Annotated in this window: 8 protein-coding genes, 2 tRNA genes and 2 rRNA genes; 11 read left to right on the top strand and 1 reads right to left on the bottom strand. The window is 60.3% G+C overall.

Annotation, left to right across the window (positions count from 1 at the left end):
• Positions 1-12 precede the first annotated feature (12 nt).
• From ACWBU6_RS05710 to ACWBU6_RS05740, 7 genes are read left to right on the top strand one after another with little or no spacing between them, the layout of a single operon-like run.
• On the top strand, positions 13-2049 hold the full coding sequence (locus tag ACWBU6_RS05710) for a chemotaxis protein CheA (RefSeq protein ID WP_452647871.1): 2037 nt from the start codon (positions 13-15) through the stop codon (positions 2047-2049).
• 10 nt (positions 2050-2059) lie between these two features.
• Positions 2060-3679, top strand: a complete 1620-nt coding sequence (locus tag ACWBU6_RS05715) for a methyl-accepting chemotaxis protein (RefSeq protein ID WP_452647872.1) — start codon at positions 2060-2062, stop codon at positions 3677-3679.
• An 8-nt stretch (positions 3680-3687) separates the two neighbouring features.
• Positions 3688-4158: a chemotaxis protein CheW gene (locus ACWBU6_RS05720; RefSeq protein ID WP_452647873.1), complete on the top strand. Its 471-nt coding sequence runs from the start codon at positions 3688-3690 to the stop codon at positions 4156-4158.
• Complete coding sequence (locus tag ACWBU6_RS05725) at positions 4158-4970, top strand: CheR family methyltransferase (protein WP_452649530.1); 813 nt, start codon at positions 4158-4160, stop codon at positions 4968-4970. Before ACWBU6_RS05720 ends, ACWBU6_RS05725 begins: the two co-directional genes overlap by 1 nt.
• Before the next feature lies 1 nt (position 4971).
• Positions 4972-5481, top strand: a complete 510-nt coding sequence (locus ACWBU6_RS05730; RefSeq protein ID WP_452647874.1) for a chemotaxis protein CheD — start codon at positions 4972-4974, stop codon at positions 5479-5481.
• Positions 5478-6587: a protein-glutamate methylesterase/protein-glutamine glutaminase gene (locus ACWBU6_RS05735; RefSeq protein WP_452647875.1), complete on the top strand. Its 1110-nt coding sequence runs from the start codon at positions 5478-5480 to the stop codon at positions 6585-6587. Before ACWBU6_RS05730 ends, ACWBU6_RS05735 begins: the two co-directional genes overlap by 4 nt.
• Positions 6574-7839 (top strand): EAL domain-containing protein, encoded by a 1266-nt coding sequence (locus ACWBU6_RS05740; RefSeq protein ID WP_452647876.1) that lies wholly within the window; start codon positions 6574-6576, stop codon positions 7837-7839. The genes ACWBU6_RS05735 and ACWBU6_RS05740 overlap by 14 nt, the downstream gene beginning before the upstream one ends.
• Here ACWBU6_RS05740 and ACWBU6_RS05745 read toward each other — a convergent pair.
• Entirely contained in the window at positions 7802-9010 is a 1209-nt protein-coding gene (locus ACWBU6_RS05745; protein WP_452647877.1) for a hybrid sensor histidine kinase/response regulator, read from the bottom strand. The genes ACWBU6_RS05740 and ACWBU6_RS05745 overlap by 38 nt on opposite strands.
• A 370-nt stretch (positions 9011-9380) precedes the next feature.
• Here ACWBU6_RS05745 and ACWBU6_RS05750 point away from each other — a divergent pair.
• The 4 genes from ACWBU6_RS05750 to ACWBU6_RS05765 all read left to right on the top strand — a co-directional run bounded on the left by ACWBU6_RS05750 (position 9381) and on the right by ACWBU6_RS05765 (position 14180).
• Positions 9381-10911: ribosomal RNA gene (locus ACWBU6_RS05750) — 16S ribosomal RNA — on the top strand.
• A gap of 67 nt (positions 10912-10978) precedes the next feature.
• Positions 10979-11055, top strand: a tRNA-Ile gene (locus tag ACWBU6_RS05755).
• Positions 11056-11058: 3 nt separating this feature from the next.
• Positions 11059-11134: transfer RNA gene (locus ACWBU6_RS05760), tRNA-Ala, on the top strand.
• A 174-nt stretch (positions 11135-11308) separates the two neighbouring features.
• Positions 11309-14180, top strand: a 23S ribosomal RNA gene (locus ACWBU6_RS05765).
• Together the 16S and 23S rRNA genes with 2 tRNA genes alongside form the textbook arrangement of a ribosomal RNA operon.
• Positions 14181-14195 lie beyond the last annotated feature (15 nt).

Consider the following 14195-nt stretch of genomic DNA (forward strand, 5'->3'; position numbering starts at 1 on the left):
AAGGCATTGCCCATGGACCTGGACGAAGGCTTGCAGGCGTTTGTCACCGAGGCCGGGGAATTGCTGGCCGAGATGGAGGCCGGTTTGTTGAACCTTGGCGATCCCGCCGCGCGCGCGGAAGCGCTCAACGCCGTCTTCCGCGCGGCCCACACCATCAAGGGCACGGCTGGCCTGTTCGGCCTGGATTACATTGTGCTGTTCACCCACGCTGTAGAAAGCGTGCTGGAAGAGGTGCGCAACGGAGCGCAGCCGCTCGATGAGACGCTGGTGGCGCTGCTGCTGGAATGCGCAGACCAGGTAAATGCGATGGTGCGCGATGTCGAGCGCGGCGGCCGGGGCGACCTGGGCGAACGGTGCCGCCCGCAACTGGATGCGCTGCACGCCTACCTGGTCCCGGCGCCAGCGCTGGCGCCGCTGCCTGCGGCACGTGCTAGCGATGCCGAAGCCGATGCCGCCGGTCGCTGGCTGGTCTCGCTGGAATTTGGCCGCGAGGTCTTCCGGCAGGGCATGGACCCGGCATCGTTCATCGCCTACCTTGGCCGGCTGGGCCGGATTGTGGCGCTGGCCACGGTGGAGGACGGCTTGCCGCCGCCCGGGCAGATGGACCCGCAAAGCTGCTACCTCGGCTTCGAGATCGTCCTGGAGACCGTGGCCAATGCCGAGGAAATCAGCAAGGTATTCGAATTCCTGCACGAGGAATGTACTTTGCGCCTGCTGCCGCCGGGCAGCAGCGATGAGGACTTCCAGCGCCTGGCCAATGCATTGCCGCTGCATGGCGCGGCCATCGCAGAAGTCCTGCAGGCCAGTGCACTCGCGACGGTGGCGCCGCCGTCTGCCGCAACGCCGCCGGCGGAGCCGGCCGGCAAGCACCCGGCAGCGGCGCGACCGCCGGAAAGCCGCACCGTTCGCGTCGACGCCGAACGGCTGGGCCAGCTGATTGCGCTGGTGGGTGAGCTGATCATCGCCAGCGCACGCACCCAGATGATCGGCGGCCGCTTCAAGGATGCCGAGCTGCAGGACAGCACGTCCGCCCTGGCCGGCCTGGTGGAGCAAGTGCGCGACAGCGCCCTGCAACTGCGCATGGTGAAGATCGGCGCCACGTTCAAGCGCTTCCAGCGCGTGGTGCACGATGTGGCACGCGAAATCGGCAAGGACATCCGCCTGGTCCTGAGCGGCGAAGAGGTGGAGCTGGACAAGACCTTGGTGGAACGCATCGGCGACCCCCTGACCCACCTGGTGCGCAATGCCATCGACCATGGTATCGAAGCCCCCGAAGTGCGGCGCCAGCGCGGCAAGCCCGTGCAGGGCACCGTGTCCCTGAATGCCTTCCACGACTCGGGCAGCATCGTGATTGAAGTCGGTGACGACGGCGGCGGCCTGCAGCGCGAGCGCATCATTGCCAGGGCCATCGAGCGCGGCCTGCTGGAGCCGGAGTACAAGCCGAGCGACGGCGAAGTGTTCGCGCTGCTATTCGCGCCGGGGTTTTCCACCGCCCGCGAGGTGACCAGCCTGTCGGGGCGCGGCGTCGGCATGGACGTGGTCAAGCGCAATATCGAGGCGCTGCGCGGCAGCATCACCATCGATAGCGAGGCAGGGCGCGGCACCACGGTGCGTGTGCGCCTGCCGCTGACGCTGGCCATCATGGATTGCATGCTGGTGACCGCCGGCAGCTCGCGCTTCGCCATTCCGCTCGGCACGATTGAAGAATGCGTGGAGTACGTGCGCGAAGGGCCGAGAGGGTTTGTCGACTTGCGCGGCGAAGTGCTGCCAACGGCGGCCCTGCGCGAGCTGTTCCGCCTGCACGGCGCCGCGCCGCGCCGCGAGAGCGTGCTGGTGGTCCGGCATGCCGGCCAGCGCGCCGGCCTGGTGGTGGATAGCCTGCAGGGGCAATGCCAGGCGGTGATCAAGCCGCTCAGCCCCGTCTTCAGCGGCATTTCCTGCCTGAGCGGCTCGACTGTGCTGGGCAGCGGCGACGTGGCATTGATCCTGGACGTACCGGCCCTGCTCAAGCAACTCCAGGCAAGGCAGGCCGGAAACCTGGCAGCATAGGAGCGAAACGATGGGGCGAAGACTGACGGTTGGAATGCGCCTTGGCCTGCTGGTCGGCGTGCTGGTGCTGATGATGGCCGGCATCGGCTATGCCGGCATGCGCGGCATGGAATTCAGCAATGCGCGCCTGGAAACCACCTACGAAGACAGGACGCTCGCCTTGATCTACCTCGGCAAGGCCAACGAGTACACGCTGCGCACCCGGCACCGCATGGTGATGACCGCCGCTGCCGCCAGCCTGGCGGAGGTCGAGGCGGCCCAGCAAGGCGATGCCTCGCACCAGGAGCTGATCCGCAAGAACTGGAACGCCTACATGGCGACTGCCCTGACCCAGGAAGAACAGCAGCTGGCCGCGCAATACACGGTGGCGTGGAATGGCTGGCAGGATGTACGCAGTGCCATTATCCGGAAGGCGCGTGCCGGCAAGCACAAGGAAGCGCTGGAAGATGCGCGCTCCGCCGATGTACAGTTCCGGATCGTCCTGGCGGCCATGGGCAAGCTGATCGAATTGCAGGAGCGGGTGGCGCGCGAGGAGTACGAGTCGGCCGTGGCCCAGACCGCGGCCACCATGCGCACCAATGCCATGCTGCTGGGCGGCGGCCTGGCGGCTGGCATCGTGCTGTCGGTGTGGATGATACGTGGGCTGTTGCGCCAACTGGGTGGCGAACCGGATTACGCTGCCCACGTCGTGCAGGAGGTCGCGCAGGGCAACCTGGCCGTGCAAATCAAGCTGAGGAAAGGGGACCAGCGCAGCCTGCTGGCATCGATGAAACAGATGGTGGATAAGCTATCCGGCGTCGCTTCGGAGGTCAGCAACGGCGCGCTGGCGCTGGCGGCTGCCTCGGAGGAGGTCAGCGCCACAGCGCAATCGCTGTCGCAGGCGGCCAGCCAGCAGGCGGCCAGCGTCGAGGAAACCAGCGCTTCGGTGGAAGAGATGAGCGCCTCGATCGCCCAGAACACGGATAACGCTCGCTTGACCGACACCACCGCCTCCAGGGCGGCGGGCGAGGCGGGGGAGAGCGGCGAGGCGGTGCGCAGCACTGTGAGCGCCATGCGCGATATCGCCAAACGCATCGTGATTATCGACGACATCGCCTACCAGACCAATTTGCTGGCGCTGAATGCCGCCATTGAAGCGGCGCGCGCGGGCGAACATGGGCGCGGCTTTGCCGTGGTGGCGGCGGAGGTGCGCAAGCTGGCAGAGCGCAGCCAGGTGGCAGCGCAGGAGATCGGCGACCTGGCCGGCGGCAGCGTACAGGTGGCGGAACGGGCGGGCAGCTTGCTCGAGGCCATGGTGCCTGCGATCCAGCAGACTTCGCGCCTGGTGCAGGAAATTGCTGCTGCCTCGTCGGAACAGGCGTCCGGCGTGAGCCAGATCAATTTGGCAATGGGACAGTTGAGCCAGACCACGCAGCAGAATGCCGCCGGCGCGGAGGAGCTGGCATCCACTGCCGAGGAAATGAGCAGCCAGGCGGAGGAGCTGCAGCAACTGCTACGCTTCTTCCGCGTCGCCCAGGACGAAGCGCCGCGCCGCAATGCGGAGACCAGGCCTGCGGCCGGCCAGCGTGCCGCGCCGCGCCGCCTGTCGCGGATGCCGCCGCTGGATGAAAACAACTTCACGCGGTTCTGAGGAAGAACATGGAAGCAGAACACCAGTACCTGAGTTTCCGCCTTGACCAGGAAACGTTCGGGCTGGGCATCCTTGCCGTGCGCGAGATCATCGAGTACGGTGGCGTGACCGATGTGCCGATGATGCCGCCCTGCGTGCGCGGCGTGATCAACCTGCGCGGCGCGGTGGTGCCGGTGCTGGACCTGGCCGCACGCTTCGGGCGCGCGCCCGGTACGATAGGGCGGCGCAGCTGCATTATCATCGTGGAAAGCGGGGTTGCACCGGAGCAGCAAGTGCTGGGCTTGCTGGTCGATGCGGTGAATGCGGTGCTCGACATCGACGCAGGAAAGATCGAGCCGCCGCCTGGCTTCGGTGCCGGGCTGCGCAATGACTTCATTACCGGCATCGGCAAGGTCAACGGAAAATTCGTCATCCTGGTCAACCTTGCGGCAGTATTGAACGTGCCGGAAATCGCCGCCATGGCGGGAGAATTGAATTGATGCAGCCAGTTGCGCCCCTGACGGACTGCGAGTTCGTGCAATTCCAGCGCTTTATTCACGAGGCGGCAGGGATATCGCTGTCGGACGCCAAGAAGCCCCTGGTGTCGGGACGACTGGCCAGGCGCCTGCACCAGCTGCAGTTCAAAAACTACGGCAGCTATTTCCAGCTGATCGCCAGCGGCACTGCGCCGGAAGAGACCCAGATCGCCATCGACCTGTTGACTACCAACGAAACATACTTCTTCCGCGAAGCCCGCCATTTCGAAGATCTACGCTCAGTGCTGAAAGAGCGCAGGCAGGCTGGCGTGCCGTTCCGGGTCTGGAGCGCGGCCTGCTCCACAGGGGAGGAAGCGTACTCGGTCGCCATGGTGCTGGCGGACCTGCTGCCGCCCCAAGGCTGGGAGGTGCTGGCCTCAGACATCAGTGCGCGCGTGCTGGAAACGGCGCGCCAGGGCCACTACCCGATGGCGCGCGCCGCCCATGTGCCGCCGGAATACCTGCGCCGCTTTTGCCTGAAGGGCATCGATGTCGAAGACGGCACGCTCCTGATGTCGCGCGTGTTGCGCGAGTGGGTGGAGTTTGCCCAGCTCAACCTGAATGCTGCGCGCCTGCCGCCGCTGGGAAAGTTTGACGTGATTTTCCTGCGCAATGTCCTGATCTACTTCGACGCCGAAACCAAACGCCGTGTGGCGCGGCGGGTACTGGACTACCTGCGGCCGGGAGGCTACCTGTATATCGGCCATTCGGAAAGCTTGCACGATATGGGACTGCCGCTGCGCAGCCTTGCGCCGGCAATCTATCGCAAGGAGTGACATGGAGTCCGGCGCTGCTTTCGAAGTCTACCTGCTGCCCGGTGAATACTTTGTCGGCGACGCGCGCTATCGCATCCGTACTGTATTGGGTTCCTGCGTTTCGATCACGCTGTGGCATCGGCGCATGCGCATCGGGGCCATGTCGCACTTCCTGCTGTCGGAGCGCGAACCGGGCTCGGATGCAGAACCGGCAGCGGAGCTGAGCGGCCGCTATGGCAAGGATGCGATGGAATTGATGGTGGCGCAACTGCGCGAACGCGGGGTGCCGCTGCGTGATTGTGAAGCGAAGGTGTTTGGGGGCGGCACCATGTTTCCTTCGATCGAAGCCGGGCGCCACCCGGGCATCGGGCATCGCAACGGCATGGCGGCGGAAAAGCTGTTGGCGGACTACGGCATCCCCATAGTGTCGGAAAGCCTGTTTGGCACCGGTCACCGGCATATCCTGTTTGATGTGGCGAGCGGTGACGTCTGGGTGCGCCAGGGCGAGCTGGCGGAGAAGGGCGGCACATGAAGCGGATCAAAGTCATGGTGGTGGACGATTCGGCCGTGGTGCGGCAAGTGCTGAGCGGCCTGCTCGGACGTGAGCCGGATATGCAAGTCACCTATGCCGTGGCCGACCCGATCCTGGCAGGCGAGCGCATGCGCCTGCAATGGCCGGACGTGTTGGTGCTGGATGTCGAGATGCCGCGCATGGATGGCATTACTTTCCTGCGCAAGATCATGGCCGAACGGCCCACTCCCGTGGTGATCTGCACCTCGCTGACGGAAAGAAGCACCCGTACCTCGATGGAGGCATTGGCCGCAGGTGCCGTTGCCGTGGTCGGCAAGCCCAGGCTGGACCTGCGTCAATCGCTGCACGATGGCTGCGACGAGCTGGTGGCCGCCGTACGCAGCGCGGCCCAGGCACGCTTGCAGCCGCTCACGGGCGGCCGCCCGCCGGCGCCGCCCGTGTTGCCGTCGGCCAAGCTGAGCGCGGACGCCATCCTGGCGCCGATGGGGGAAGGCGCGCTGCCCGCGCGCGGAAACGGCCGCATCGTGGCCCTGGGTACATCGACCGGCGGCACGCAAGCGCTGGAGCGGGTATTGACCGAGCTGACGCCGGCTTCGCCAGGCATTGTCATCGTGCAGCACATGCCGGGGCAGTTCACCGCGGCTTTCGCGGAACGCTTGAATAGCCTGTGCCAGATCGAAGTCAGGGAGGCGCGCAATAGCGATCCGGTGCGGCCGGGGCAAGCCCTGATTGCTCCCGGCGGCCGCCATATGCTGTTGCGGCGTGGGCCGTCCCAGTATTTCGTGGAAGTGGTCGATGGGCCGCTGGTCAACCGGCACCGCCCTTCGGTCGACGTCCTGTTCCGGTCGGTTGCCAAATGTGCCGGCGCCAGTGCGCTCGGCATTATCATGACCGGCATGGGCGACGACGGCGCAGCCGGTCTCCTGGAAATGCGACAGGCCGGGGCCCGCACGCTGGCACAGGACGAGCAGAGTTGCGTGGTGTACGGCATGCCTCGGGAAGCTGTCAAACGGGGAGCCGCGGAGCGCAGCGTGGCACTGGATGCAATCAGCCGCGAAATCCTGCAATATGGCGGTGTGGAACGGAGGGCGAATGAAGGACTTTAGCGCGAGTACAGCCTTGATCGTTGAAGACAGCGCCGTGCAGCGCGAGCACGTTGCGGCGTTGCTGCGCCAGATAGGCTTCGGCACCGTCCTGATCGCGAACGATGGGATCAACGCGCTGCGCACGCTCGAGCAGCGCGCCGCGCCGGTGGACCTGGTGTTGACCGACCTTGATATGCCGGGTATGGATGGTGTGGAGCTGATCCAGCAACTGGCCAAGCGGCGCTGGGCGGCCAACCTGATTGCCGCATCCGCCAACCAGCCGCGCTTGCAGGAAGCGGCCGGCAGCCTGCCGCAGGGTAGTGCGATGCGCTTGCTGTCGACCATGCCCAAGCCGGTACGGCTGGAAGCGCTGCAAGGCCTGTTGCACGATGCATCGATGCTGGCGCTGGCCGAACTCGGACGCGACGCTGCGCCGGAAACGCCCAGCATTTTCGAGATTGAGGCTGGACTGGCAGCCCGCGAGTTCATACCCCTGTATGCGCCGCGCGTCGCCCTTGATAGCGGCCGGATGGTGGGCATCGCGGTGCAGGGCAGATGGCGCCGCCCGGGCCGCAACCCAATAGACGTCGCCAGCCTGCTGCCTTCCCTGGCCGGCGACAGTGAAGTAGTAGGCAGTATTTTGCTGGAGCTTGCAAGCCAGGCTGCGTCCGACCTTCACGCTTGGCAGGAAATGGGGCTGTCGGCGCTCAAGCTGTCGCTCCCGCTGCCGGCGGAATTGCTGGGGGACCTGGGGGAGCTGGGTGGCCTGGTAGCAGGCATCCAGGCGCAGGACGTTAAGCCAGGCAGCGTGTGCTGGGAAATAAGCGAAGCGGTGGTTGCCGCCTGCGAACCGGAGTCGCTGCACAATATCGGCCGGCTTAGCTTGCGTGGCTACGGCATCAGCGCAGTCAACTGCGGGCGTTACGAGGCAAAGACGCGCGATTTCGCCTGTTTCCCCCTGGCGGACATTTCGATCGATCCCCTGTTCGTGCACGAGGCGTCGCAGCGCAGCCATCGCAGGCCGCTGCTCGAAGGCCTGCTGGCCATGGCCGGCAGGCTTGGCGTGCCGGTTTGCGCCGATGGGCTGGAAAATGTCGAAGACTGGGCACTGATGCGCGAAATGGGATGCAGCACAGGTCAGGGGCCGCTGGTTGCCGCCCCCATGGAGGGGGCGGGATTCGTCGAGTGGTATAAGGACAGCCGCCAGCGCCTGCGCAATTGTGCTGGCCACCGCCTCAGTGACGCGGCGCCTCCAGCGGCAGGGACAGTGTAAAGCAGGTCCCGCTGCCCTCCTCGCTGCGCACCGTAATGCGGCCACCCAGGATGTCGGACACGATGCTATGCACGATATGCAGGCCGAGCCCTGAACCGCCCACGCCCATCTTGGTGGTAAAGAAGGGATCGAAGATGCGTTCCTGGTTGCTGGCGCTGATCCCATTGCCGTTGTCGCGCACATGCAGCACGATCCAGTCAGGCTTCTCGTACTCCGCCACCAGTTCCACCTTGCCTTCGCTGCGGCCGTCAAAGGCATGCATGATGGCGTTGTTGACCAGGTTGGCGATGACCTGGCCAAGCGGGCCGGGGTAGCTGTCCATCATCAGCTCGTCCGGCACCGATTGCACCACCTCGTAGGGCGTACGCCTGATCGAAGGCAGCAGGGTCAATACATTGCCCGATACGACCTCCGCCAGCAGGAAGGTGCGGCGCTGGGTGCTGGTCTGGTCCACCGCTACCTGTTTGAAGTTGGTGACGAGGTCGGCGGCCCGCTGCAGGTTGCGCATCAGGATTTCGGTCGTCGTGCAGGCATTATCCAGGTAGCCGACCAGTTCCGAGCGGCGCATATTCTCGCCGCTGGTGAAGTGTTCGCGAATCTCGCCGGTTTGCGCCTCGAAGGTGCTCGCCACCATCAGGCTATTGCCGATCGGCGTATTCAGTTCGTGGGCAATGCCGGCCACCAGCGAGCCGAGAGCTGCCAGCTTCTCCTGGTGAACCAGGTCTTCCTGGGCACGGGCCAGCGACTGGTAGGCCTGTTTCAGCTCATTGTTCGCCCGGCGCAGGGCGATGTGGGTATTAATGCGGGCCAGTACTTCCTCGACCTGGAACGGCTTGGTGATGTAATCGACGCCGCCAACGGCAAAACCGCTGACGATCTGTTTGGCGTCGCTCAGGCCTGTCATGAATATGACCGGCACATCGCGGGTATCGGCATCGGCCTTCAGGCGGCGGCAAGCCTCGAAACCATCCAGGCCGGGCATCACAATATCCAGGAGGATCAGGTCCGGCTCGGCCAGTGCCGCGCGCATCATGCCCTCCCGCGCATCGTGTGCCAGCACGACCAGGAAGCCGTGGTGACTCAGGTGATCGAGCAGGGCAAGCAGCAAGGTCGGCGAATCGTCGACGACCAGGACAGTCGGCGGGCGTGCTTGAACTTGTTTAGATGGCATTCCAAACCTTTTTCACGTGTGGCCCTTGTCAGAGTGAATCTGGCTTGCTATAGTTCTGTCCCTCGCAACGCAGCGCTGACAAATCAGCGAAGCGAAACGAGAAAAAGATGGGGTTGACGAGTCGCACGCTGTACCGCATAATCTCGCTTCTCTGCTGCTGACAAACACAACGCTTTGTCAACGATAAGGCAGCGATCTTTAAAAATCAACAGTCGATAAGTGTGGGCGTTTGACGATATGCCAGGACCTTCGGGTCCGATGCTCAAAATATACGTTATAACGCTCGCACAAAATAAACGTAAATCTCGAAAGAGATTTCGTCAGTATTTTGAGTGAGTGACCTCGGCAGTAATGCCGAAAAACAGAGATTGAACTGAAGAGTTTGATCCTGGCTCAGATTGAACGCTGGCGGCATGCTTTACACATGCAAGTCGAACGGCAGCGCGGGCTTCGGCCTGGCGGCGAGTGGCGAACGGGTGAGTAATATATCGGAACGTACCCAAGAGTGGGGGATAACGTAGCGAAAGTTACGCTAATACCGCATACGATCTAAGGATGAAAGCAGGGGATCGCAAGACCTTGTGCTCCTGGAGCGGCCGATATCTGATTAGCTAGTTGGTGAGGTAAAGGCTCACCAAGGCAACGATCAGTAGCTGGTCTGAGAGGACGACCAGCCACACTGGAACTGAGACACGGTCCAGACTCCTACGGGAGGCAGCAGTGGGGAATTTTGGACAATGGGGGCAACCCTGATCCAGCAATGCCGCGTGAGTGAAGAAGGCCTTCGGGTTGTAAAGCTCTTTTGTCAGGGAAGAAAAGGTCGTGGCTAATATCCACGACTGCTGACGGTACCTGAAGAATAAGCACCGGCTAACTACGTGCCAGCAGCCGCGGTAATACGTAGGGTGCAAGCGTTAATCGGAATTACTGGGCGTAAAGCGTGCGCAGGCGGTTTCGTAAGTCTGTCGTGAAATCCCCGGGCTTAACCTGGGAATGGCGATGGAGACTGCGAGGCTAGAGTTTGGCAGAGGGGGGTAGAATTCCACGTGTAGCAGTGAAATGCGTAGAGATGTGGAGGAACACCGATGGCGAAGGCAGCCCCCTGGGTCAAAACTGACGCTCATGCACGAAAGCGTGGGGAGCAAACAGGATTAGATACCCTGGTAGTCCACGCCCTAAACGATGTCTACTAGTTGTTGGGTCTTAATTGACTTAGTAACGCAGCTAACGCGTGAAGTAGACCGCCTGGGGAGTACGGTCGCAAGATTAAAACTCAAAGGAATTGACGGGGACCCGCACAAGCGGTGGATGATGTGGATTAATTCGATGCAACGCGAAAAACCTTACCTACCCTTGACATGGCAGGAATCCTGGAGAGATCTGGGAGTGCTCGAAAGAGAACCTGCACACAGGTGCTGCATGGCTGTCGTCAGCTCGTGTCGTGAGATGTTGGGTTAAGTCCCGCAACGAGCGCAACCCTTGTCATTAGTTGCTACGCAAGAGCACTCTAATGAGACTGCCGGTGACAAACCGGAGGAAGGTGGGGATGACGTCAAGTCCTCATGGCCCTTATGGGTAGGGCTTCACACGTCATACAATGGTACATACAGAGGGCCGCCAACCCGCGAGGGGGAGCTAATCCCAGAAAGTGTATCGTAGTCCGGATTGTAGTCTGCAACTCGACTACATGAAGTTGGAATCGCTAGTAATCGCGGATCAGCATGTCGCGGTGAATACGTTCCCGGGTCTTGTACACACCGCCCGTCACACCATGGGAGCGGGTTTTACCAGAAGTAGGTAGCTTAACCGTAAGGAGGGCGCTTACCACGGTAGGATTCGTGACTGGGGTGAAGTCGTAACAAGGTAGCCGTATCGGAAGGTGCGGCTGGATCACCTCCTTTCTAGAGTCGGCATCAGACTCAAACGTTCACACTTATCGGCTGTTGGCATATAAAGAACAGCAATGTTGGGGCTGTAGCTCAGCTGGTTAGAGCACCGTGTTGATAACGCGGGGGTCGTTGGTTCGAGCCCAACCAGCCCTACCAAATGGGGGATTAGCTCAGCTGGGAGAGCACCTGCTTTGCAAGCAGGGGGTCGTCGGTTCGATCCCGTCATCCTCCACCAATTACTGTTCAAACGTAAGCGAATAGACGTTTAGGTTTGAGTAGTACCGTTCTTTAACAATCTGGAAGAAGTAAAAGTTTTATTAAGCGATATCGAAAGATATTACTTAGGGTAGTAGTAAAACTCATCAAACACAGTAGTAAGTGCTTGAACTTATAGCCGTCAAGGTTATAGGGACAAGTGAATAAGTGCACATGGCGGATGCCTTGGCGATTACAGGCGATGAAGGACGTAGAAGTCTGCGATAAGCTTCGGGGAGCTGACAAACAAGCTTTGATCCGAAGATTTCCGAATGGGGAAACCCGGCCTTTTAGGTCATCACTCACTGAATACATAGGTGTGTGAAGCGAACGCGGCGAACTGAAACATCTAAGTAGCTGCAGGAAAAGAAATCAACCGAGATTCCCAAAGTAGTGGCGAGCGAAATGGGAAGAGCCTGTACGTGATAGTCGTTTGGATAGTGGAAGCCTCTGGAAATAGGCGCCATAGCGGGTGATAGCCCCGTACACGAAATCCAAGCGGTGGTACTAAGCGTACGACAAGTAGGGCGGGACACGAGAAATCCTGTCTGAACATGGGGGGACCATCCTCCAAGGCTAAATACTCGTAATCGACCGATAGTGAACCAGTACCGTGAGGGAAAGGCGAAAAGAACCCCGGGAGGGGAGTGAAATAGATCCTGAAACCGTGTGCATACAAACAGTCGGAGCCTCGTAAGGGGTGACGGCGTACCTTTTGTATAATGGGTCAGCGACTTACATTCAGTGGCGAGGTTAACCAGATAGGGGAGCCGTAGAGAAATCGAGTCCGAACAGGGCGCCAGTCGCTGGGTGTAGACCCGAAACCAAGTGATCTATCCATGGCCAGGTTGAAGGTGCGGTAACACGCACTGGAGGACCGAACCCACTAATGTTGAAAAATTAGGGGATGAGCTGTGGATAGGGGTGAAAGGCTAAACAAACTTGGAAATAGCTGGTTCTCTCCGAAAACTATTTAGGTAGTGCCTCAAGTATCACCGACGGGGGTAGAGCACTGTTATGGCTAGGGGGTCATCGCGACTTACCAAACCATTGCAAACTCCGAATACCGTTGAGTGCGAGCTTGGGAGACAGACATCGGGTGCTAACGTCCGGTGTCAAGAGGGAAACAACCCAGACCGCCAGCTAAGGTCCCAAAGATTGGCTAAGTGGAAAACGAAGTGGGAAGGCTAAAACAGTCAGGATGTTGGCTTAGAAGCAGCCATCATTTAAAGAAAGCGTAATAGCTCACTGATCGAGTCGTCCTGCGCGGAAGATGTAACGGGGCTAAGCCAGTCACCGAAGCTGCGGATATCCGCAAGGATATGGTAGGAGAGCGTTCTGTAAGCCTGCGAAGGTGTCTTGTAAAGGATGCTGGAGGTATCAGAAGTGCGAATGCTGACATGAGTAGCGATAATGCGGGTGAAAAGCCCGCACGCCGTAAGCCCAAGGTTTCCTGTTCAACGTTCATCGGAGCAGGGTGAGTCGGCCCCTAAGGCGAGGCAGAGATGCGTAGCTGATGGGAAGCAGGTTAATATTCCTGCACCGTCGTATGATGCGATGGGGGGACGGATCGCGGAAGGTTGTCTGCCTGTTGGAATAGGCAGTTCCTGGTTCATAGAAGGCGCTTAGGCAAATCCGGGCGCGTAATTCAAGGGACTGGGACGAGCGGGCTTGCCCGTGAAGCAATCGGAAGTGGTTCCAAGAAAAGCCTCTAAGCTTCAGTCATACGAGACCGTACCGCAAACCGACACAGGTGGGCGAGATGAGTATTCTAAGGCGCTTGAGAGAACTCGGGAGAAGGAACTCGGCAAATTGGTACCGTAACTTCGGGATAAGGTACGCCTCGGTAGCTTGACCACTTTACTGTGGAAGGGCGAAAAGGTTGCAATAAACTGGTGGCTGCGACTGTTTAATAAAAACACAGCACTCTGCAAACACGAAAGTGGACGTATAGGGTGTGACGCCTGCCCGGTGCTGGAAGATTAAATGATGGGGTGCAAGCTCTTGATTGAAGTCCCAGTAAACGGCGGCCGTAACTATAACGGTCCTAAGGTAGCGAAATTCCTTGTCGGGTAAGTTCCGACCTGCACGAATGGCGTAACGATGGCCACACTGTCTCCTCCCGAGACTCAGCGAAGTTGAAGTGTTTGTGATGATGCAATCTACCCGCGGCTAGACGGAAAGACCCCATGAACCTTTACTGTAGCTTTGCATTGGACTTTGAACCAATCTGTGTAGGATAGGTGGGAGGCTTTGAAGTGAGGACGCCAGTTCTCATGGAGCCATCCTTGAAATACCACCCTGGTTTGTTTGAGGTTCTAACCTTGGTCCGTGATCCGGATCGGGGACAGTGCATGGTAGGCAGTTTGACTGGGGCGGTCTCCTCCCAAACGGTAACGGAGGAGTTCGAAGGTACGCTAGGTACGGTCGGACATCGTGCTAATAGTGCAATGGCATAAGCGTGCTTAACTGCGAGACCGACAAGTCGAGCAGGTACGAAAGTAGGACATAGTGATCCGGTGGTTCTGTATGGAAGGGCCATCGCTCAACGGATAAAAGGTACTCTGGGGATAACAGGCTGATTCCTCCCAAGAGTTCATATCGACGGGGGAGTTTGGCACCTCGATGTCGGCTCATCACATCCTGGGGCTGTAGCCGGTCCCAAGGGTATGGCTGTTCGCCATTTAAAGTGGTACGTGAGCTGGGTTTAAAACGTCGTGAGACAGTTTGGTCCCTATCTGCCGTGGGCGTTGGAAATTTGAAGGGGGCTGCTCCTAGTACGAGAGGACCGGAGTGGACGAACCTCTGGTGTACCGGTTGTCACGCCAGTGGCATTGCCGGGTAGCTAAGTTCGGAAGAGATAACCGCTGAAAGCATCTAAGCGGGAAACTTGCCTTAAGATGAGATTTCCCGGAGCCTTGAGCTCCTTGAAGGGTCGTTCGAGACCAGGACGTTGATAGGTCAGGTGTGGAAGTGCAGTAATGCATTAAGCTAACTGATACTAATTGCCCGTACGGCTTGTCCCTATAACCTTGACGGTT

This window comes from Pseudoduganella sp. HUAS MS19 (assembly GCF_053615455.1).

What these genes read in the sequence shown, in the direction of transcription:
- ACWBU6_RS05710 (WP_452647871.1), top strand. Translation starts at nt 13, where the DNA reads ATGGACCTGGACGAAGGCTTGCAGGCGTTTGTCACCGAGGCCGGGGAA.
- ACWBU6_RS05715 (WP_452647872.1), top strand. Translation starts at nt 2,060, where the DNA reads ATGGGGCGAAGACTGACGGTTGGAATGCGCCTTGGCCTGCTGGTCGGC.
- ACWBU6_RS05720 (WP_452647873.1), top strand. Translation starts at nt 3,688, where the DNA reads ATGGAAGCAGAACACCAGTACCTGAGTTTCCGCCTTGACCAGGAAACG.
- ACWBU6_RS05725 (WP_452649530.1), top strand. Translation starts at nt 4,158, where the DNA reads ATGCAGCCAGTTGCGCCCCTGACGGACTGCGAGTTCGTGCAATTCCAG.
- ACWBU6_RS05730 (WP_452647874.1), top strand. Translation starts at nt 4,972, where the DNA reads ATGGAGTCCGGCGCTGCTTTCGAAGTCTACCTGCTGCCCGGTGAATAC.
- ACWBU6_RS05735 (WP_452647875.1), top strand. Translation starts at nt 5,478, where the DNA reads ATGAAGCGGATCAAAGTCATGGTGGTGGACGATTCGGCCGTGGTGCGG.
- ACWBU6_RS05740 (WP_452647876.1), top strand. Translation starts at nt 6,574, where the DNA reads ATGAAGGACTTTAGCGCGAGTACAGCCTTGATCGTTGAAGACAGCGCC.
- ACWBU6_RS05745 (WP_452647877.1), bottom strand. Translation starts at nt 9,010, where the DNA reads ATGCCATCTAAACAAGTTCAAGCACGCCCGCCGACTGTCCTGGTCGTC.